The sequence below is a fragment of the Streptomyces sp. NRRL B-1140 genome (assembly GCF_001280065.1).
Taxonomy (GTDB): Bacteria; Actinomycetota; Actinomycetes; order Streptomycetales; family Streptomycetaceae; genus Streptomyces.
Genome location: NZ_LGEA01000099.1, coordinates 132,877 through 152,910 on the forward strand (window position 1 = coordinate 132,877; position 20,034 = coordinate 152,910).

The following is a 20,034-nucleotide window of genomic DNA, read 5'->3' on the forward strand; positions in this document are numbered from 1 at the left end:
GCGTCGGTGAACCCCGCTCAGGGTGGCCTGGACAGGTTCTGGAACGGTCCAAAGAGGGGCTCTCATGGTGGACACGCTCGGCGTCGCCGTCATCGGATTCGGCTGGATGGGGCGGGTTCACACCCAGGCGTACGCGCGTGTGCGGCACCACTATCCGCGGCTGCCCCTCGTCCCGGAGCTGGTCACGGTCGCGGAGGAGGTGCCGGGGCGGGCCGAGGAGGCCGCCGCGCAGTTCGGATTCGCCTCGACGACCCGGGACTGGCGCGAGGTGGCCGCCGACCCCCGGGTGCGGGCGGTCAGCATCACCGCGCCGAACTTCCTGCACCGCGAGATCGGCGTCGCCATGGCCGAGGCGGGCAAACACATCTGGATCGAGAAACCGGTGGGTCTGACCGCCGAGGACGCCGGCGCGGTCGCGGACGCGGTGGCGAAGGCCGGCGTGCAGGGCACGGTGGGCTTCAACTACCGCAACGCGCCCGCTGTCGAAACGGCCCGCGAGCTGATCGCGAACGGGGAGATCGGCGCCGTCACGCATGTGCGCATCCGGCTGTTCAGCGACTACGCGGCGCACCCCGAAGGCGCACTGACGTGGCGCTACGAGCGGGAGCGGGGCGGCAGCGGGGTGCTGGGCGACCTGGCCTCGCACGGCGTGGACCTGGCCCGGCATCTGCTCGGCGACATCACCTCCCTGACGGCCGACACGGCGATCTTCCTCCCGGAGCGGGCCCGCCCGTCCGGCGCCACGGCCGGCCACAGCCGCGCCGTCGGCGGTGAGGTCGGCCCGGTGGAGAACGAGGACTACGTCGGCTGCCTGCTGCGCTTCGCCTCCGGGGCGCGCGGTGTCCTGGAGGCCTGCCGGGTCTCGGTCGGCGAGCAGAACAACTACGGCTTCGAGGTGCACGGCACGAAGGGCGCGGTGTTCTGGGACTTCCGGCGCATGAACGAGCTGGGGGTCAGCCGCGGTACGACGTACCAGGACCAGTCCGTCACGACGGTCTACGCCGGCCCGGGTGACGGGGAGTTCGCCGCGTTCCAGCCGGGGGCGGCGAACGCCATGGGGTACGACGACCTGAAGGTCGTCGAGGCGTACCGCTTCCTGCGGTCGGTCGCCGAGGGCACCCCGTACGGGGCGACGCTCACGGATGCCGTGCACAGTGCGAGAGCCCTGGACGCCATGGCGCGCTCGGCGCAGAGCGGGAGCTGGGCGGAGGTCACGGGGCGGGACTGACGCCCGGCCTCTGCAGCCGTCGGCCCAGGGCGACCTTCACCGGGACGAGGACGAGCCACAGCCACATGACCCTCGGGCCCGCCACCAGGGCCAGGGGGACGCTGGCGAGGAAGACCACCACCGACGTGGCACTGTCCAGGAGGTAGAGCCTCGTCGCCGCCTCGGACGGCGTGTCGTGACGCAGCCAGGGACGCTTCGCGAGGACGGCGGCCACCCCCAGATGGCAGGCGCCCAGCGCGGCGACGGCGCCCGAGTACACCGCCACCGACACCGGCTGCGTCCCGTACTCGGCGAGCAGCCGGGTCGGGAAGGGCACGAGGGCCGTGACGCCGAGGCCGGCCATCGAGATGCCGATCACCTGGCCGTCGATCTCCCGGACGTCCTGGAAGATCCGCCGGTGGTCCCGCCAGAAGGTCCCCAGCACCGCGACGCTCAGCGCGTACGCCCCGATGTCCGGGAGCAGGTCGCGCAAGGCCCTGCGGTATGCGGCGGGGTCGAGCTCCCGGGGCACGGAGAGGTCCAGGACGAGCAGGGTGACGGCGATGGCGAACACGCCGTCGACCAGGGTCACCAACCGCTCGGGGCCGCCGTCCGGGCGTGAGGTCCACATGGGCCCGACGGTAGAGGCGGGGCAGGGCGTCCCCCCGCACCCACGCCCGGCGCCGCCCACGGATCACACGGCCGCCTGCGGTGGCATGTTGTACGGCGTCACCACCTGGATCGCCGAGGGCAGGGTCACTCCCGCCGGGGGCAGCGCGTCATGGGCCCGCATGACGGTGTGGCAGGCCTCGCGGACGTCCTGGCGGAGGTCGTGGTGGAGCACGGCGGACAGGCGGTGCTCGCGCAGCAGGCGCGTGTTGTCGTGGTCGAGGTCGTGGGCGACGAACACCGCGCAGTCGCGGCCGAGGTCGTCGAAGGCCCGCAGCGTGGCGATGTTGCCGCCGCCGATCGAGTACACCGCGCGGATGTCCGGGTCGCGTTCCAGCGCGGCGCGGACGAGGTCGTACTGGGTGGTGTCCAGACCCTGCCCCTCGGCGATCTCGACCAGGGTGCGCTGCGGGTGGCGGGCCCGCATGGCGCTGCGGAAGCCCATCTCGCGTTCCTCCTCGTTGCGGAAGAACCCGCTGCTGAGGCTGGTGAGGATGTTGCCCGGGCGCTCCCCCAGCCACTGGCCCATCAGGTACGCGGCCGTCGCGCCGGCCGCCCTGTCGTCTATGCCGACGTAGGCGAGGCGGGCACTGGCGGGCAGGTCGGTCACCAGCGTCACGACCGGGACGCCGGCGGCTTCGAGCCGGCCGACCGCGGCGGTGACCTCGGGGACGTCCGGGGCCTTGAGGATCACGCCCTGCGAGCCACGCCGGGCGATCCGGTCGAGGGTCCGCACCAGCTCCGCCGCCGGGCCGGTCTCGCGGAAGTGGAAGCGGGAGCGCAGCACCGCCGGACGCAGGGACGGCAGCTCGGCCTCCAGGGCCGCGCGGATGGCGGTGGTGAACCGCTCGGGCGCCTGCATCACGAGGTCGACCATGAACGTCCGGCCGACGAGCCGCACCTGGGTGCGCTGCCGGTCGAGATCGGCGATGGCCTGGCGGACCTCCCGCGCGGTGCTCTCCCGCACCCCGCCCCTGGCGTTCAGCACCCGGTCGACGGTCGCCTCGCTCAGGCCCGCCTGACGGGCGATCTCCCGGATCGGGAACGGATGTCCCATGCGCCGACTCCTTGAGGGGTTTTTGATGGCTCACTGCTGGTTGTTCGAGGGGTTTGTACTGACAAGAATGACAGGGCTGCGTCGCTCCGTGACCCCGAAGGGACGACGATGTCCTTCACTTCCGTCCACCACCGCGCCTGGCTGTCCGAGCAGGAGTGCGATCTCGACACGTTCCGCGCGCTGGTCGAGCAGACCACCGATCCCGCCGACTATCCGCACGCCTCCGCGGTCGAGCACAACGTGCCCGTCTACGACTGCGGACTGCTGGAAGGCGACCGGGTGGTCCAGGCCGAACTGGTTCGGGCGCTCGCCGAAGGACCCGGCATCGTGGTCTTCCGCGGCGCCTTTCCCGACCCCGGGATCGTGGACCGGGTCACCGGCGTCTTCGAGGCGCTGGTCGCCGAGCAGCGCGCCTCGGGCTCGGCTGCCGGTGACCACTTCGCCGCGCCGGGGGCCAACGACCGGGTGTGGAACGCGCTGGAGAAGACGGCCCTCTACGACCCGGAGGCGTTCGCCGACTACTACGCGAACGACATCCTGGCCCTGATCGCCATCGCCTGGCTGGGCCCCGGCTACCAGGTCACCTCCCAGCTCAACGTGGTCAACCCGGGCGGTGCCGCGCAGATGGCGCACCGCGACTACCACCTGGGCTTCCTGTCGAACGAGGCCGCCGCCGCCTATCCGGCGCACGTGCACCGCCTCTCCCCCGTGCTGACGCTGCAGGGCGCGGTGGCGCACTGCGACATGCCGGTGGAGTCGGGGCCGACGATGTATCTGCCGCATTCGCAGAAGTACGAGCCGGGCTATCTCGCGTGGCGGCTCCCGGACTTCCGGGCGTACTTCGACGCGCACCGGGTGCAGCTGCCGCTCGCCAAGGGCGACGCCGTGTTCTTCAACCCGGCCCTCTTCCACGCGGCCGGCACCAACCGTTCGGCCGGCATCCGGCGCATGGCCAACCTGCTGCAGGTGTCGTCCGCGTTCGGCCGGGCGATGGAGACGGTGGACCGGGAGGCGGTGGCGGGCGCCGTGTACCCGGTGCTCCTCGCGCGCAAGGCCGCGGGCGCCGACCCTGCGTGGCTGGAGCAGGTGATCGCGGCGAGCGCCGAGGGCTACCCCTTCCCCACCAACCTCGACAGCGACCCGCCGGTCGACGGCCTGGCCCCGCCCTCGCAGGCGGACCTGGTACGGCGGGCACTGCGCGAGGCGTGGACGCCGGAGGCGCTCCGGGCGGAGCTGCGGGCCGGTGCCGAACGGCGAGAGAGCTGAGGAACTCGATGGGACTTCTCGACGACAAGGTCGTCCTGGTCAACGGGGGCAGCCAGGGGGTCGGCGCGGCCATCGCCCGGGCCGCGGTCCGCGAGGGGGCGGTCGTGGCCGTCACCGGGCGGCGCCCTGAGCCCGGCGAGGCGCTGGTGGAGGAGCTGACCGCCGCGGGCGGCAAGGCCCTGTACGTCCGGGCCGACCTGTCGGACGCCGCGCAGGCAAAGGACGCCGTGGCCCGGGTCGTCCAGACGTACGGCCGGGTGGACTGCCTCGTGAACTCCGCCGGCCTGACGTCCCGGGGGACGCTGCTGGACACCACGCCCGAGCTGTTCGACCAGCACATCGGGGTCAACCTCAAGGGCCCGTTCTTCGCGATGCAGGCGGCGGTGGCGGACATGGTGGGGCGTGAGACACCCGGCACGATCGTCAACATCATCACGTCGTCGGCGCACGGCGGGCAGCCGTTCCTCGCGCCCTATGTCGCCGCCAAGGCGGGGCTGATCGGCCTGACCCGCAACGCCGCGCACGCACACCGGTGGGACCGGGTGCGGATCAACGGCCTCAACATCGGCTGGACGGCGACCGAAGGCGAGGACGCCACGCAGAAGACCTTCCACGGGGCCGGGGACGACTGGCGCGACGAGGCTGCCGCGAAGCTGCCCATGGGAAAGCTCGGCCAGCCCGACGAGATCGCCGACTTCGTGGTCTTCCTGCTGTCGGACCGGTCCGGGGTGGTCACCGGGTCGGTCATCGACTGGGATCAGAACGTCCTGGGCGGACTCGACTAGAAATCCGCCGCGCTTTGTCCGTCTGTCGCGTGCGGCGCCGTCGTGGCTGGTCGCGCAGTTCCCCGCGCCCCTGAGGGCGTGCACCACACCAAGGAGCAATTCATGCGTATCGGAATCCTCGGCCTCGGCCGTATCGGCGCCTTCCACGCCGAGACCCTCTCCGGACTCGACGCCGTCGACTCCCTCGTCCTGACCGACCCGTTCGCGGACGCCGCCAAGGCCGCCGCCGAGCGGTTCGGGGCCGAGGTCGTGGACTCGCCGGAGGCGCTGCTGGCCGCCGGTGTGGACGGCATCGTCGTCGCCGCCGCCACGGACGCCCACCCGGCGCTGATCCTGGCCGGTGTCGAGGCCGGTGTCCCCGTCTTCTGCGAGAAGCCCGTCGCCAGGACCATGGCCGAGGGGGTCGAGGTGCTCAAGGCCGTGGCCGGCCGGGACGTGCCGATCCAGATCGGTTACAACCGCCGTTTCGACACCGGGTTCGTCAACGCCCGCGCGGCCGTGCAGAGCGGTGAGCTGGGCACGCTGCACACGGTCCGCTCGACCACGCTGGACCCGGCGCCCCCGCCGGCCGGGTACATCGCCGCCTCCGGGGGCATCTTCCGCGACTGCTCGGTGCACGACTTCGACATCATCCGCTGGGTGACGGGCCGTGAGGTGCGGGAGGTGTACGCCGTCGGCGGCAACCGGGGCGCCGAGTACATCAAGCAGGCCGGTGACGCCGACACCACCGGCGCGATCCTCACCCTCGACGACGGCACGATCGCGGTGGTCTCCAACTCCCGTCACAACGGCCGGGGTTACGACGTCCGTATGGAGATCCACGGCTTCGACGACTCCATCGCGGTCGGCTTGGAGGACAAGCTGCCGCTGCGCTCGGTCGAGCCGGGCGTGACCTTCCCGGCGGGCACGCCGCACGACTTCTTCATGGACCGCTTCACCGAGGCCTACCGCGCCGAACTGACCGCGTTCACCGAGGTCGTGGCCGGCACCCGCCCCTCGCCCTGCACGATCGAGGACGCCCTGGAGGCGGGCTGGATCGCCGACGCGTGCACGCTGTCGCTGCACGAGCACCGGCCGGTGACGATCGAGGAGGTGCGGGCGGTCTGACCCACCGTGTGCGCGGCGGGCGGGCCGGGGAACCCCGCCGCGTCATCACTGTCATGCCGCCCTGGCTCAGGCGTGGAAGCCGGCAGGCAACAGGTCCGGCCGACGCCCCCGTTCCGCGGACCCCAGCCGTGCGCCCCAGGCGGGACGCACGGTTCACGCACCCCGCCAGACGTTGGCGAACGCCGCGTTCTCGACGGCCCGTCGCCGGCGGACGGCGTCCAGCTCCGTCACTGCGCCGACCACTGCGGCGAACACGGTCTGGGTGGCGCCGTGGGGCACGGCAAGGTCCTCGGGCACGTCGTCGCGCGCTCCGACGGCGGCGGCGAGTGTGGTGAGCACCGGCTCGTCGGCCGCACGGCGGTCCCTGGCGCGCTGCCGGGCGGGAGAATTGACCGGCACCGGCCCGGCGGTGCCGCGGAAGGGGAGCCAGGAGGCGCGGGGCCGTGCGACCAGTCCCTCCTCGGTCAGGACGGTCAGGTACCGCTCGGCCAGTCCGCGGCCCCTGCGCCACAGCCAGTCCTCGACCGTCTCGTAGGGCTTGTCACGCACGAGCCCGGACGCGGCCTGCTCGAGCAGAGGGTCGTCGAGGGGCGGCGTGAGGCGGGGGACGATGCGGTCGTCGTCCAGCGCCACCGCTTCGACGGCGAGGAAGTCGAAGACCTCGGCCCCGGCCAGTCCGAGCGACAGGTCACCCTGCGTCACCGGACGGCTGGTCGTCCCGTCCAGCGCCACGATCATCAGGTCGCGTGCCGTGCCCATCACCGCTCCCCTCTACGACACTGTTCACGCTACATGCGGCGAGAGGCCGGGGCTGCGTCCGGAAACCCTCGTCACGCGTACAGCGCCGGCTTCTCCGCCAGCTCGATCTCCACCCGGCCGCCGTTCTCCAGCGCCCTGACCCCCGCCTCGCACACCGCCGCCGCGGCGTAGCCGTCCCAGGTGCTCGGGCCGGTGACCTCGCCCCGGCGGGTGGCGTCGACCCAGGCCTGGATCTGCCGGTCGTAGGCCGTCTCGAAGCGTTCGGTGAAGTCCTGGGCGATGGTGCCGCCCCAGCGGCCGGCCGTGTTGGTGACCAGGGCGTGGCCGTCGCCGATGCGGGCCGTGCCGCGTTCGCAGACGACCTCGGCCTGGACCTGGTAGCCGAAGCCGCAGTTGACGAAGATCTCGACGTCGCTGAGGGCGCCGCCGCCGGTCTCGAAGACGACGAACTGGGGGTCCTGAAGAGCGTCCGGGGCGCTGGCCGAGGGGGTGGGGCGCAGTACCGTGACGGCGGTGATCTCATGGCCCAGCAGCCAGCGGGTCGCGTCGGCCTCGTGGGCGACGGAGTCGCTGATCAGCATGGAGCTGGTGAAGAAGGGCGGGCTGGCGGCGTTGCGGTGCCGGTTGTGCACCATGAGCGGGCGGCCCAGCCGGCCCGTGGCCAGCAGCGCCTTCAGCTGCGCGTACTCGGGGTCGTAGCGGCGCATGAAGCCGACCTGGACCCGGCGGTGGCCGAGGCGCAGTTCGGCGTCGAGGACGCGCAGGGCGGAGGCCGCGTCGGGGGTGAGCGGCTTCTCGCACAGGACGGGCAGATCGTGCTCGAAGGCGGCGAGGAGGGTGGCTTCGTGGGCCGGGCCGGGAGAGGCGATCAGGACGGCGTCGACGCCGGGCACGGCCATCGCGGCGGCCGGGTCGGTGTGGGCGGTGCAGCCGTCGACACGGGCGGCGACGGCCTTCGCGCGCTCCGCGTCGACGTCCACCACGGCGGCCACCCGTGCTCCGCTGGTGACGTCGTGGATGCGGCGCACGTGGTCGGCGCCCATCCTTCCGGTACCGATGACCGCGATTCCCAGCGGGGCACGCTCCGTCATGGCCGTCCTCTCGGATCGTCAGGCGCCGCAGGACCTCAGGAACTTGCGGGTTCGCACCGCGATCGGCAGCGGCTTGTCCGGCTCGCAGGGATACATGTCCTGCTCGACGATGGCGAACAGGTCCACGCCGAGTTTCTGTGCGGCCGTGAGGACCGGACCCAGCTCGGGGACGCCCGCGGGCGGTTCGCACATCACACCGCGGGCCACCGCGGGGCCGAACGGCATTTCGTTCTTCACGACCTCGGCGAGGATCTCCGGGTCGACCTGCTTGAGGTGCAGGTAGCCGATGCGCTCGCCGTACGTCTCGATCAGCTTGACGCTGTCGCCGCCGCAGTAGGCGTAGTGCCCGGTGTCCAGGCACAGGTTGACGTGGTCGGAGTCGGTCGAGTCGAGGAACCGCTCGACGTGCTCCTCGGTGTCGATGTGGGTGTCGGCGTGCGGGTGGACGACGATGTCCAGGCCGTAACGGTCCTTCACCTCGCGGCCGAGGCGCTCCATGCCGGTGGTGAGGTTGCGCCACTGCTCGGTGGTGAGCTCCGGCGCCTCCAGGATCTCGGCGGTCTTGTCGTCGCGCCAGAAGGACGGGATGACGACGAGGTGCTTGGCGTCCATGGCCTGGGTGAGCGCGGCGACGTTGCTGACCTGCTCCCAGGTGGAGTCCCACTCGGCGGGGCCGCGGTGCAGGCCGCAGAAGATGGTGCCGGCGGACACCTGGAGGTTCCGCTTGGTCACCTCGTCGGTGAGCCGGGCCGGATCGGTGGGCAGGTAGCCGTACGGGCCGAGTTCGATCCAGGAGTAGCCGGCCTCGGCGACCTCGTCGAGGAAGCGTTCCCAGGGCACCTGCCGGGGGTCGTCGGGGAACCAGACGCCCCAGGAGTCGGGGGCGGAGCCGACCCGGATGCGGTCGAGCGCGAGGGCCATGTCAGGACTTTCCTTCCGAAGAGGAGGCTACGGGGGCGGTGAGGTCTCCCTCTTCGGGGAGCTCGTCGACGTCGACGCCGTGGACCTGCGACAACTCGTGCTTGAGCGAGGCCAGTTCGGCGCCGCCGGCCATGTGGTTGGTCAGTTCCTCGAGGGAGACGTCGCTGCGGGAGGCGGACAGTTCCAGGGTCCCGAGGCGCAGCACGCTGAAGTGGTCGCCGACCATGTAGGCGTGGTGCGGGTTGTGGGTGATGAAGATGACGCCCAGGCCTTTTTCGCGGGCGGCGGCGATGTACTTCAGCACCACACCGGACTGCTTGACGCCGAGGGCGGCGGTCGGCTCGTCCAGGATGAGCACGCGGGCGCCGAAGTAGACGGCGCGGGCGATGGCGACGCACTGGCGCTGGCCGCCGGAGAGCGTGCCGATGGGCTGCTCCAGGTCGTCCAGGACGATGCCCATGTTGCGCAGCTCTTCGTCCGCGGTCTTCTTCATCCGCTCGATGTCGAGACGGCGCAGCGGCCAGGGGCCCTTGGTCATCTCGGAGCCGAGGAAGAAGTTGCGCCACACCGGCATCAGCGGGACGACCGCGAGGTCCTGGTAGACCGTGGCGATGCCCTTGTCGAGGGCCTCGCGCGGGGTGGTGAAGCGCACCGGTTCGCCGTCGACGAGGAACTCGCCCTCGGTGTGCTGGTGCAGCCCTGAGATGATCTTGATGAGGGTGGACTTGCCGGCGCCGTTGTCGCCGAGGACGCAGGTCACCTTGCCGGGGTGGACCTCGAGGCTCACGCCGTGCAGGGCGCGGACGTTGCCGTAGGACTTGCCGGCGCCGCGGAGCTCGACGAGGGGACGCTCGCCTGCGGGCGGGGTGTCCTTCAGGACGGCACCGTGGGTGCCCGTTTCTTCGCTGGTCATCGCGGTCACCTCCGGGTCGCCGTGCGCTGGACCCACAGATTGATGAGGACGGCGCCGAGGAGCATGACGCCGAGGAAGGCCTTGAACCAGTCGGGGTTCCAGCCGGCGTAGACGATGCCCTGCTGCACCATGCCGAACATGAAGGCGCCGAAGACCGTGCCGATCGCGGAGCCGTAGCCACCGGTGAGCAGACAGCCGCCGATGACGGCAGCGGCGATGTAGATGAGCTCCTGGCCCACCCCCTCGCCGGACTGCACGGTGTTGAAGGAGAACAGCTGGTGCATGCCGACGAACCAGGCGCCGAAGCCGACCAGCATGAACAGTGAGATCTTGGTGAAGGTCACGGGGACGCCGACGGCCCGGGCGGAGTGCTTGTTGCCGCCGACGGCGAAGATCCAGTTGCCGTACTTGGTGCGCAGCAGCACCCAGGTGGCCAGGGCCGCGAAGACCAGCCACCACACCACGGTGATCTTGACGTTGACCCCGCCGACCTCGAACGTCGAGGCGAAGAGCTTCTGCGCCTGGGTGAAGCCGTCCATGTCGCTGATGTCGTCGGTGGCGACGTTGCCCGTGACCAGCTTGGTGATCGCGAGATTCACACCTTGGAGGATGAGGAAGGTGCCCAAGGTGACCAGGAAGCTCGGCAAGCCGGTCTTGACCAGCAGCCAGCCGTTGAAGGCGCCGATCGCGAGCGACACGAGCAGGGCGACGATCACGCCGACCCAGACGTTCAGGGTCAGCTGGTAGCTGAGCATCGACGCGGTCAGCGCCGAGGTGACCACGGCGACACCCGCGGAGAGGTCGAACTCGCCGCCGATCATCAGCAGGGCCACGGGCAGCGCCATGATGCCGATGGTCGACGACGAGTACAGGATGTTGGCCATCGAGCTGCCGTCGCGCACCGGCGGTGCCGCGAACAGGAAGAACACGAGCACGGCGACGGCGCCGAGGAACACGCCGACCTCGGGCCGGGCGAGCAGCCGCAGCGCCAGCGGGCGCTGCCGGGTGCGGCCGTCGGTCTCCTTCTGGCCGGGGGCCGGCGGTGTGTCCACCGCCGGCTCAGCCTGCTGGGTCATGCTCATCACCGGGTGCCCTTCGCGGCGAACTCCCCGATCTGGTCGACGTTGGACTTGTCGACGAAGGCCGGGCCGGTCAGCACGGGCTGCTCACCGCCGCCGCTGTAGTTGCCGTTGTTCTTGTAGAGCCACAGGCCGTCGACGGCCAGGTAGCCCTGCAGGTAGGGCTGCTGGTCGACGGCGAACTGGATGTCGCCGCCCTTGATGGCCTTGATCAGGTCCTTGTTGAGGTCGAAGGTGGCGACCTTCGCCTTGCTGCCGGCGTCCGAGACCGACTGCACCGCGGTCAGCGCGAAGGGGGCGCCGAGCGTGACGACGTAGTCGATGGACGGGTCCTGCTTGAGCTTGGCCGTGATCGTCGACTTCACGGACGGCATGTCGGTGCCGTTGACGTTCTGCGGGTCGACCTTGCCGTCGAAGGTCTTCGCGACGCCGTCGCAGCGCTGGGTGAGGCCGACGTTGCCCTGCTCCTGCATGACGCACAGGACCTTCTTGGCACCGACCTCGTTGAGCTTCTTGCCGAAGGCCTCGCCCGCGACGGACTCGTCCTGGCCGAAGAACTCCAGCAGGTTGAGGTTCTTCCAGTCGCTCAGACCGGAGTTGAGGCCGACGACGGGTATGCCGGACTTCTCGGCCTTGCCTATGACGCCCTTGAGGGCGTCCGGCTTGGCGAGGGTGACGGCGATGCCGTCCACCTTCTGGTCGATCGCGTTCTGCACCAGGTTGGCCTGGTTGCCCGCGTTCGGGTCGGCGGAGTAGACGAGCTTGATGTTGTCCTTGGCGGCCGCGGCCTCGGCGCCCTTGCGGACGGTGTCCCAGAAGGTGTCGCCGGGCGCCTGGTGGGTGACGAGGGCGACGGTCATGCGGGGCGTGGTCGCCTTGCCGGCCGAGGCGCCGGCGGCGCCTTCCTCGGACTTCTTGCCTCCGGAACTGCTGGAGCAGCCGGCGAGGGTCAGGGCCGCTGCCGCGGCCACGGCGACGACGGGCGCGAACCTGCGAGAGCGGGGGTGGGAAGAGCGGTCCATCTTTCCTGGCACCTCACTGTGCTACTGCGGGGGAAAGGAAGGGATCACGAAGGGATCCGTGGTCCCGGAGCCTTACGGAGTCCGGATCATGATGCCGCAAGCGGACTGTCGTGATGCCACGGGATACAAGTCCCTGCCGCGCCCGCTGTCAATACTTTGTTAAGACATCATTTCACGAGCAGGTCCGAATGTAAGTACAAACTATTGACAGAGCCGCCCTCCGGGACCTACACCTGGGGGCGGCAGGTCCCGTGGAGCCACGCCCCACCGTGTCAGGGCGCCCCAGGACCCGCATCCCCAGCTTCCCGAGGAGGTCGCGCATGGCCGAGCCAGCCCAGTATTTCGATGTGATCACGATGGGCCGCATCGGGGTCGACCTCTACCCCCTGCAGACCGGCGTCCCCTTGGAGAAAGTGGAGACGTTCGGGAAGTTCCTGGGAGGTTCCGCGGCCAATGTGGCGGTCGCCGCCGCCCGCCTCGGACGCCGTACGGCGGTGATCACGCGCACCGGCGACGACCCCTTCGGAACCTATCTGCACGAGGCACTCAAGGGCTTCGGCGTCGACGACCGCTGGGTCACCCCGGTCGGGGCCTACCCGACGCCGGTCACGTTCTGCGAGATCTTCCCGCCGGACGACTTCCCGCTGTACTTCTACCGCCGCCCCAAGGCGCCGGACCTGGAGATCCACACCGACGAGCTGGACTTCTTCGCCGTCCGCGACGCCCGGATCTTCTGGATCACCGGCACCGGCCTGAGCGAGGAGCCGAGCCGCTCCGCGACGCTCGCCGCCCTCAAGGCACGCGACAAGTCGGGGACCACCGTCTTCGACCTCGACTGGCGCCCGATGTTCTGGCGCGACCCCGAGGAGGCCCGCCCGTACTACCGCGAGGCCCTGCGGCACGCCACGGTCGCGGTCGGCAATCTCGACGAGTGCGAGATCGCCACCGGCGTCCGGGAGCCGCAGGCCTGCGCGGACGCGCTGCTGGAGGCGGGGGTGGAGCTGGCCGTCGTCAAGCAGGGTCCCAAGGGCGTCCTGGCCGTGCACCGCGACGGCACCCGGGCCGAGGTGCCGCCGGTCCCGGTCGAGGTGGTCAACGGCCTCGGCGCGGGCGACGCCTTCGGCGGCTCCCTCTGCCACGGTCTGCTCGCCGGCTGGGACCTGGAGCGGACCATGCGCCACGCCAACGCCGCCGGCGCCCTCGTCGCCTCCCGCCTCGCCTGCTCCTCCGCGATGCCCACCGAGGCGGAGGTCGCCGACCTCCTCGCCGGGGTGCCGTCGCCGAGCACGAGCCACTGAAACGGAGCCTTCCTTGAACATCGGCATCCCCGACCTCACCACGGTCAGAGCCCGCAATCCCGAGGCCGTCGCCGAGGCGGCGGCCCGCCGGGTGCGGCGCCCGCTGATCGGCGACAGCGGTCGCCTGATGATCGTGGCCGCCGACCACCCGGCCCGCGGTGCCCTCGGGGTCGGGGACCGGCGCCTGGCCATGGCCAACCGCGCGGACCTGCTGCAGCGGCTGTGCACCGCGCTGTCGCGACCCGGCGTCGACGGGGTGCTCGCCACCGCCGACATCCTGGAGGACCTCCTGCTCCTCGGCGTCCTCGACGACAAGGTCGTCATGGGCTCCATGAACCGCGGCGGCCTGGCCGGAGCCTCCTTCGAGATGGACGACCGCTTCACCGGCCACCGCGCCGAGGACCTCGCCCGGCTCCGCTTCGACGCGGGCAAGCTGCTGGTCCGCGTCGACTACGACGACCCGGGCTCGCTGACCACCCTGGAGTCCACCGCGCGGGCGATCGACGCCATGGCGGCTCGGCGCCTCCCCCTGTTCGTCGAGCCGTTCATATCCCGGCGGGTCGACGGCCGGGTCCGCAACGACCTGTCCGCCGAAGCCGTCACCCGGTCGATCGCCATCGCCTCGGGTCTGGGCGGCACCTCCGCCTACACCTGGCTGAAGCTGCCCGTCACCCACGACCCGGACGACATGGCCGAGGTCCTGGAGACCTCGACCCTGCCCGTCGTCCTGCTCGGCGGCGAGGTGGGCGAGGACCAGGAGGGCGCCTACGAACGCTGGCGCAAGGCCCTGCGGCTGCCCACCGTCCAGGGCATGGTGGTCGGACGGTCGCTGCTCTACCCGGCCGGGGGCAGCGTGGAGGAAGCGGTCGACACGGCCGTCGGTCTGCTCTGATCCGGAGGATGCAATGACGTACCACCTTCCCGCCGGCAAAGCCCTCGGCGGCCCCTACACCGTCGACGTCACGCCCGAGAGGGCCGGCTGGGGTCACGCCGGCCTGCGCGTGCTGGAGCTGCCGCCGGGCGGCGCGCACTCCTTCGACACCGGTGACAGCGAGTGGATCGTCGTCCCGCTGAGCGGCGGCTGCACGGTCGCCGCGGCGGACGACTTCGGCCAGGACACCTTCGAACTCCAGGGCCGCGCCGATGTGTTCAGCGGAGTCAGCGACTTCGCGTACGTGCCGCGCGATGCCCGGGCGACCGTGACGTCCGCCGCGGGCGGCCGGTTCGCGCTGACCGGCGCCCGCTGCACCCGCCGGCTGCCCGCCCGCTACAGCCCGGCCTCCGAGGTGCCCGTGGAGCTGCGGGGCACCGGGAACTGCTCCCGGCAGGTCAACAACTTCGGCGCGGCCGGGGTCTTCGAGTGCGACAAGCTCATCGCGGTCGAGGTCATCACCCCGGGCGGCAACTGGTCCTCGTTCCCGCCGCACAAGCACGACGAGCACCGGCCCGGCGAGGAGTCGGTGCTGGAGGAGATCTACTACTTCGAGTTCGCCGGACACGACGGCATCCCCGGCCTCGGCTACCAGCGCGTCTCCCCGTCCGGCCCGGGCCGGGACACCGACGTGCTGGCCGAGGTCCGTGACGGCGACGTCGTCCTCATCCCGGACGGCTGGCACGGGCCGTCGATGGCCACGCCCGGTCACCACATGTACTACCTCAACGTCATGGCGGGCCCGGAGGCCGAGCGCGCCTGGCTGATCTGCGACCACCCCGACCACGCCTGGGTCCGCGACACCTGGCCCGACCAGCCGGTCGACCCCCGCCTCCCCCTCTACACCGCCCCGGAGACCTCCGTATGAGCGCCCCCACCCGCCGACTGACGACCGCCCAGGCCCTGGTGCGGTTCCTGTCCGCCCAGTACACCGAGCGGGACGGTGTGCGCCGCCGGCTGATCGCCGGGACCTGGGGCATCTTCGGCCACGGCAACGTCGCCGGCATCGGCCAGGCGCTGGTCGAGTACGCCGATGTGATGCCCTACCACCAGGGCCGCAACGAGCAGTCCATGGTGCACGCGGCCGTCGGCTACGCCCGGCAGCTCGACCGCCTCTCCGCGCAGGCGGTGACGACCTCGATCGGCCCGGGCGCCACCAACCTGGTCACCGGCGCCGCCCTCGCGACGATCAACCGGCTGCCGGTGCTGCTCCTGCCCGGTGACTACTTCGCCTCGCACGCCCCCGACCCGCTGCTGCAGCAGCTGGAGCACCCGGTCGAGGCCGACGTGTCGGTCAACGACACGCTGCGCCCGGTGTCGAGGTACTTCGACCGGATCAACCGCCCCGAGGCGCTGATCCCCTCGGCACTCCAGGCGATGCGGGTGCTGGCCGACCCGGCCGAGACCGGCGCCGTCACCCTCGCCCTGCCCCAGGACGTGCAGGCGGAGGCGTACGACTGGCCGGAGGAGTTCTTCGCCGAGCGCGTCTGGTACGTGCGTCGCCCCGCGCCCGACCCGGTGGAGCTCAAGGCCGCCGTCGAGGCGATCCGGTCGGCCGGGCGGCCGCTGATCGTGGCGGGCGGCGGCGTCCACCACAGCGAGGCCGAGGACGCGCTGAAGGCGTTCGTGGAGGCCACCGGCATCCCCGTCGCCTCCACCCAGGCCGGCAAGGGCTCGCTGCGCCACGACCACCCCGCCGACCTCGGCGGCATCGGGCACACCGGCACCGCGGTCAGCGACGAACTCGCCCGCACCGCCGACCTCGTGATCGGCGTCGGCACCCGCTACACCGACTTCACCACCGCCTCGGGCACCCTGTTCCGGAACCCGGACGTGCGGTTCCTCAACCTCAACATCACCGGCTTCGACGCGCACAAGCTGGCCGCGCGGACCCTGGTGTGCGACGCGCGGTCCGGCCTGGAGAAGCTCGCCGAGGAGCTGGCCGGGCACCACGTGTCCGAGGCCTACGAGGCCGAGTACCGCGCCGGCAAGGAGCGCTGGGACGAGGTCGTCGAGGCCGCCTACCGCGCCGCCGACGACCACGCCGTCCCCACCCAGACGCAGGTGCTCGGCGCGCTGGACGCGACCGTCGGCGACGACGACGTGGTGATCAACGCGGCCGGCTCGCTCCCCGGCGACCTGCACAAACTGTGGCGCTCGCGCAGCCCCCGCCAGTACCACCTGGAGTACGGCTACTCCTGCATGGGCTACGAGATCCCGGCCGGCATCGGCGTCCAGCAGGCGGCCCCGGGCACGCCGGTGTGGGCGCTCGTCGGCGACGGCACCTACCTGATGATGCCGACGGAGATCGTCACCGCCGTCCAGGAGGGCCTGCCCCTCAACATCGTCCTGATCCAGAACCACGGTTACGCCTCCATCGGCGGTCTGTCGCAGGAGACGGGCGGCGAGCGCTTCGGCACCGCCTACCGCTTCCGGGCCGCCGACGGCACCTTCACCGGTGCCCCGCTGCCCGTCGACCTGGCAGCCAACGCGGCCAGCCTCGGCATGGACGTACTGCGCGCCAAGACGGTGCGCGAGCTGCGCGAGGCGCTCGCCGCGGCCCGCGCCTCCGACCGGCCGACCTGTGTGTACGTCGAGACCGATCCGGCGGCCACCGCTCCCCCGGCCGAGGCCTGGTGGGACGTGCCGGTGGCCGAGACCGCCACCCGCGAGGCGGCCGTCGAGGCCCGCGAGCGCTACGACCGGCAGGTCGCCGACCGTCGCCGTCACCTCTGAACTCTCCCTGAACCAAGGCTCCACGAAAGGCGCTTGCGCACCATGAAGACCCTCACCCACTGGATCGACGGCAAGCCCGTCGAGGGCACCTCCGGCCGGTTCGGCCCCGTCTACAACCCGGCGACCGGCGCCCAGGAGAAGCAGGTCGCCTTCGCGTCCGTCGAGGAGGTCGACGCCGCGGTCGCCTCCGCCAAGGCCGCCTTCGAGAGCTGGGGCGAGTCCTCCCTGGCCAAGCGCACGGCGATCCTGTTCAAGTACCGCGAACTGCTGGACGCGCACCGGGACGAGATCGCGGAGCTGATCACCGCCGAGCACGGCAAGGTGCACTCCGACGCGCTCGGCGAGGTCGCGCGCGGCATGGAGATCGTGGAGCTGGCGTGCGGGATCTCCGTCCAGCTCAAGGGCGAGCTGTCCACCCAGGTCTCCACCCGGGTGGACGTGGCCTCGATCCGCCAGCCGCTGGGCGTGGTCGCGGGCATCACTCCGTTCAACTTCCCGGCGATGGTGCCGATGTGGATGTTCCCGCTGGCGATCGCCTGCGGCAACACGTTCGTGCTGAAGCCGTCGGAGAAGGACCCGTCGGCGTCCCTCAGGCTGGCCGAGCTGGCCGCCGAGGCGGGTCTGCCGGAGGGCGTCCTGAACATCGTGCAGGGCGACAAGACGGCCGTGGACCGGATCCTGGAGCACCCGGACATCGAGGCGGTGTCCTTCGTCGGCTCGACGCCCATCGCCAAGTACATCCAGCTCAAGGCCGTCGAGCACGGCAAGCGGGTGCAGGCGCTCGGCGGTGCCAAGAACCACATGCTCGTACTGCCGGACGCCGACCTGGAACTCGCCGCCGACCAGGCGATCAACGCCGCGTACGGCTCGGCGGGCGAGCGCTGCATGGCCGTGTCGGTGGTCGTGGCCGTCGGTGACATCGGTGACGAGCTGGTCGGCAAGATCGCCGAGCGCGCGAAGAAGCTGAGGATCGGCCCCGGTGACGACCCGGCGTCCGAGATGGGCCCGCTCATCACCCGCGAGCACCGCGACAAGGTGGCGTCGTACGTGGCGTCGGCAGCCGAGCAGGGCGCCGAGGTCGTCGTGGACGGCACGGGCTTCTCGGTCGACGGCCACGAGAACGGCTTCTTCCTCGGCGTCTCCCTGCTGGACCGGGTGCCGCTGACGGCGGACGCGTACCGGGACGAGATCTTCGGCCCTGTGCTGGCGGTCGTCCGTACGGAGACGTACGAGGAGGCCATCCAGCTGATCAACTCCTCGCGCTGGGGCAACGGCACGGCGATCTTCACCCGGGACGGCGGCGCGGCCCGCCGCTTCCAGCTGGAGGTCAAGGCGGGCATGGTCGGCGTCAACGTGCCGATCCCGGTCCCCGTCGGCTACCACTCCTTCGGCGGCTGGAAGGACTCCCTCTTCGGCGACCTGCACGTCTACGGCAACGACGGCATCGCCTTCTACACCCAGGGCAAGGTCATCACCACCCGCTGGCCCGACCCGTCCGATAGCGGCATCAATCTCGGCTTCCCGAGCAACTCCTGACACCCGTAAGGGGGTTCATCCATGGCGAAGTCCGGTGACCGGTCCCGCACCACGGCCGCTCCGGTGCTCGGCGCGCTGGACTTCGCCCTGGACCGGAGCAGCCCCGTACCGCTCTACCACCAGCTCGCGCAGCAGCTGGAGGCGGCGATCGAACGCGGGGTCCTCGCCCCGGGGAACCTCCTGGGCAACGAGGTGGACCTGTCGGTCCGCCTCGGCCTGTCCCGTCCCACCGTCCGCCAGGCCATCCAGTCCCTCGTCGACAAGGGGCTGCTGGTCCGGCGGCGCGGCGTGGGCACGCAGGTGGTGCACAGCCAGGTCAGGCGCCCGCTGGAACTGAGCAGCCTCTACGACGACTTGGAGGCGGCCGGGCAGGGGCCGACCACCGAGGTCGTGCGCAACGAGGTCGTCCCGGCCGCCTGCGACGTGGCCGCCGCCCTCGGTGTGCCGGAGGGGGCCGAGGTGACCGTCCTGGACCGGCTGCGCCGCACCCACGGCCGGCCGGTGGCGCTGCTGCGCAACCACCTTCCCGCGTCCCTGCTGGACCTCGACAGCGCGCGCCTGGAGTCGACCGGCCTGTACCGCGTGATGCGTTCGGCGGGCATCACCCTGCACAGCGCCCGCCAGACCGTCGGGGCCCGCGCGGCCACGGCGGACGAGGCGTCCCGCCTGGACGAGGAGGAGGGGGCGGCGCTGCTCACCATGCGGCGCACGGCGTACGACGACACGGGGCGCGCCGTCGAGTACGGAGCGCACGTCTACCGGGCCTCGCACTATTCGTTCGACTTCCAGTTGCTGGTGCGGCCGTGAACGGTGGCCCGCCCCCTCGAAGGCTTCACGAGCGGCTCCGCTGCCGCAGCATCCGGCTGAACGGTGTGTCGGGCCGCTCCAGGCGCTCGCCGTCCAGCGTGATGTCGACGACCTCGTTGAAGAAGGCGACGCGGCCCCGGATCGCCGTCACCGCGGGCAGCGGCTCGGGATAGGTCCACACGAGGTTGGGCGGCACGTCGGCCTCACCGCGCCAGGACCAGTAGGAGGCGGTGCCCTTGTAGGGGCATGCGGTGTGGTGGTCGGTGGCGTCGAACAGGTCGAGGCGGACGTCCTCTCGGGGGAGGTAGTACCGGGTGGGCAGGGACGTCTCGAAGAGCAGGACGGGGGCGCGGCTGTCCGCGACCGCCTGCCCGTCGATCTCGACCCGCACGTGCCGGCTGCTCGGCAGCGCGTCGACGCGTTTGTGCGGGTCGCGGGGGTGGACGAAGATCTCCTCGTCCTCCTCGTACCAGTGGTCGAGGCCGGTGTCCTTGCGCAGGAACCATTCGAAGGCGATGTGGCCGGCCAGGTCGTCGGCGGGGAACGTCCAGGCCGCGTTCTCGCGCACCTCGCCGTCGGCGTCGAGGTCGTAGAAGACCCGGGAGCCGGTGTGGGTGCCCAGGGGCGGGCTCGCGGCCGGGCGGAGCAGGTCGGTGCGGACGTCCGCCTCGGGGAAGGCGTACTGCGGCACGGGCAGGTGGGGCTCCCAGACGAGCACCGGGTGCCGGCTGTCGACGACGGTGACGTCGCCCTTGCGGCCGCGCACCCAGCGCTCACTGGGCTCCCACATGAGGCCTTCCGGGGTGGTCCTGATCGAGCGGTCGGCGGGGTGGGCCGGGTGGGTGGTCAT

At 71.5% G+C, this 20,034-nt stretch carries 19 protein-coding genes; 10 read left to right on the plus strand and 9 right to left on the minus strand.

Annotated features, from left to right (window positions below; all coding sequences use genetic code 11):
* Positions 1-64 precede the first annotated feature (64 nt).
* Positions 65-1,228 carry a Gfo/Idh/MocA family protein gene (locus ADK65_RS19415; RefSeq protein WP_053671569.1) on the plus strand — a complete coding sequence of 388 codons (1,164 nt, stop codon included), beginning with the start codon at positions 65-67 and terminating at the stop codon, positions 1,226-1,228.
* Here ADK65_RS19415 and ADK65_RS19420 read toward each other — a convergent pair.
* Together ADK65_RS19420 and ADK65_RS19425 are read right to left on the minus strand one after the other, a co-directional pair.
* Positions 1,212-1,838 (minus strand): TMEM175 family protein, encoded by a 627-nt coding sequence (locus ADK65_RS19420; protein WP_078956054.1) that lies wholly within the window; start codon positions 1,836-1,838, stop codon positions 1,212-1,214. The two genes, ADK65_RS19415 and ADK65_RS19420, sit on opposite strands and share 17 nt — an antisense overlap.
* Before the next feature lie 63 nt (positions 1,839-1,901).
* Positions 1,902-2,933 carry a LacI family DNA-binding transcriptional regulator gene (locus tag ADK65_RS19425; protein WP_053671570.1) on the minus strand — a complete coding sequence of 344 codons (1,032 nt, stop codon included), beginning with the start codon at positions 2,931-2,933 and terminating at the stop codon, positions 1,902-1,904.
* 108 nt (positions 2,934-3,041) lie between these two features.
* Here ADK65_RS19425 and ADK65_RS19430 point away from each other — a divergent pair, with 108 nt between their 5' ends.
* The 3 genes from ADK65_RS19430 to ADK65_RS19440 all read left to right on the plus strand — a co-directional run bounded on the left by ADK65_RS19430 (position 3,042) and on the right by ADK65_RS19440 (position 6,091).
* Positions 3,042-4,199 carry a phytanoyl-CoA dioxygenase family protein gene (locus ADK65_RS19430; protein WP_053671571.1) on the plus strand — a complete coding sequence of 386 codons (1,158 nt, stop codon included), beginning with the start codon at positions 3,042-3,044 and terminating at the stop codon, positions 4,197-4,199.
* Between the two features lie 8 nt (positions 4,200-4,207).
* Positions 4,208-4,984, plus strand: coding sequence for an SDR family oxidoreductase (locus ADK65_RS19435; RefSeq protein ID WP_053671572.1), 777 nt, complete (start codon positions 4,208-4,210; stop codon positions 4,982-4,984).
* Between the two features lie 102 nt (positions 4,985-5,086).
* The gene (locus ADK65_RS19440; RefSeq protein WP_053671573.1) at positions 5,087-6,091 is read left to right on the plus strand and encodes a Gfo/Idh/MocA family oxidoreductase; all 1,005 of its coding nucleotides are present in this window, start codon (positions 5,087-5,089) and stop codon (positions 6,089-6,091) included.
* A gap of 153 nt (positions 6,092-6,244) precedes the next feature.
* Here the strand turns inward: ADK65_RS19440 and ADK65_RS19445 are convergent, their stop codons facing one another.
* The 6 genes from ADK65_RS19445 to ADK65_RS19470 form a co-directional block, all read right to left on the minus strand.
* Positions 6,245-6,850: a GOLPH3/VPS74 family protein gene (locus ADK65_RS19445; RefSeq protein WP_053671574.1), complete on the minus strand. Its 606-nt coding sequence runs from the start codon at positions 6,848-6,850 to the stop codon at positions 6,245-6,247.
* Positions 6,851-6,921: 71 nt separating this feature from the next.
* Positions 6,922-7,941, minus strand: a complete 1,020-nt coding sequence (locus tag ADK65_RS19450; protein ID WP_053671575.1) for a Gfo/Idh/MocA family protein — start codon at positions 7,939-7,941, stop codon at positions 6,922-6,924.
* 18 nt (positions 7,942-7,959) lie between these two features.
* Positions 7,960-8,862: a sugar phosphate isomerase/epimerase family protein gene (locus ADK65_RS19455; protein WP_053671576.1), complete on the minus strand. Its 903-nt coding sequence runs from the start codon at positions 8,860-8,862 to the stop codon at positions 7,960-7,962.
* Position 8,863: 1 nt separating this feature from the next.
* Positions 8,864-9,775 (minus strand): ATP-binding cassette domain-containing protein, encoded by a 912-nt coding sequence (locus ADK65_RS19460; protein ID WP_053671577.1) that lies wholly within the window; start codon positions 9,773-9,775, stop codon positions 8,864-8,866.
* 5 nt (positions 9,776-9,780) lie between these two features.
* A complete protein-coding gene (locus tag ADK65_RS19465) occupies positions 9,781-10,857 on the minus strand; it encodes an ABC transporter permease (protein WP_053671578.1) in 1,077 nt (358 codons plus the stop codon).
* The gene (locus ADK65_RS19470; RefSeq protein ID WP_053671579.1) at positions 10,857-11,876 is read right to left on the minus strand and encodes a sugar ABC transporter substrate-binding protein; all 1,020 of its coding nucleotides are present in this window, start codon (positions 11,874-11,876) and stop codon (positions 10,857-10,859) included. The genes ADK65_RS19465 and ADK65_RS19470 overlap by 1 nt, the downstream gene beginning before the upstream one ends.
* 320 nt (positions 11,877-12,196) lie before the next feature.
* Between ADK65_RS19470 and iolC the strand changes: the two genes are divergently transcribed.
* From iolC to ADK65_RS19500, 6 genes are read left to right on the plus strand one after another with little or no spacing between them, the layout of a single operon-like run.
* On the plus strand, positions 12,197-13,174 hold the full coding sequence (iolC, locus tag ADK65_RS19475; protein ID WP_053671580.1) for a 5-dehydro-2-deoxygluconokinase: 978 nt from the start codon (positions 12,197-12,199) through the stop codon (positions 13,172-13,174).
* A 13-nt stretch (positions 13,175-13,187) separates the two neighbouring features.
* The gene (locus ADK65_RS19480; RefSeq protein WP_053671581.1) at positions 13,188-14,066 is read left to right on the plus strand and encodes a Cgl0159 family (beta/alpha)8-fold protein; all 879 of its coding nucleotides are present in this window, start codon (positions 13,188-13,190) and stop codon (positions 14,064-14,066) included.
* A 13-nt stretch (positions 14,067-14,079) separates the two neighbouring features.
* A complete protein-coding gene (gene iolB, locus ADK65_RS19485; RefSeq protein WP_053671582.1) occupies positions 14,080-14,973 on the plus strand; it encodes a 5-deoxy-glucuronate isomerase in 894 nt (297 codons plus the stop codon).
* Positions 14,970-16,841: a 3D-(3,5/4)-trihydroxycyclohexane-1,2-dione acylhydrolase (decyclizing) gene (iolD, locus tag ADK65_RS19490; RefSeq protein WP_053671583.1), complete on the plus strand. Its 1,872-nt coding sequence runs from the start codon at positions 14,970-14,972 to the stop codon at positions 16,839-16,841. The genes iolB and iolD overlap by 4 nt, the downstream gene beginning before the upstream one ends.
* Positions 16,842-16,883: 42 nt before the next feature.
* On the plus strand, positions 16,884-18,377 hold the full coding sequence (locus tag ADK65_RS19495; protein ID WP_053671629.1) for a CoA-acylating methylmalonate-semialdehyde dehydrogenase: 1,494 nt from the start codon (positions 16,884-16,886) through the stop codon (positions 18,375-18,377).
* A 21-nt stretch (positions 18,378-18,398) separates the two neighbouring features.
* The gene (locus tag ADK65_RS19500; protein ID WP_053671584.1) at positions 18,399-19,184 is read left to right on the plus strand and encodes a GntR family transcriptional regulator; all 786 of its coding nucleotides are present in this window, start codon (positions 18,399-18,401) and stop codon (positions 19,182-19,184) included.
* Between the two features lie 25 nt (positions 19,185-19,209).
* On the opposite strand, the gene ADK65_RS19505 is transcribed toward ADK65_RS19500, so the two are convergent.
* On the minus strand, positions 19,210-20,034 hold the full coding sequence (locus ADK65_RS19505; RefSeq protein ID WP_053671585.1) for a DUF427 domain-containing protein: 825 nt from the start codon (positions 20,032-20,034) through the stop codon (positions 19,210-19,212).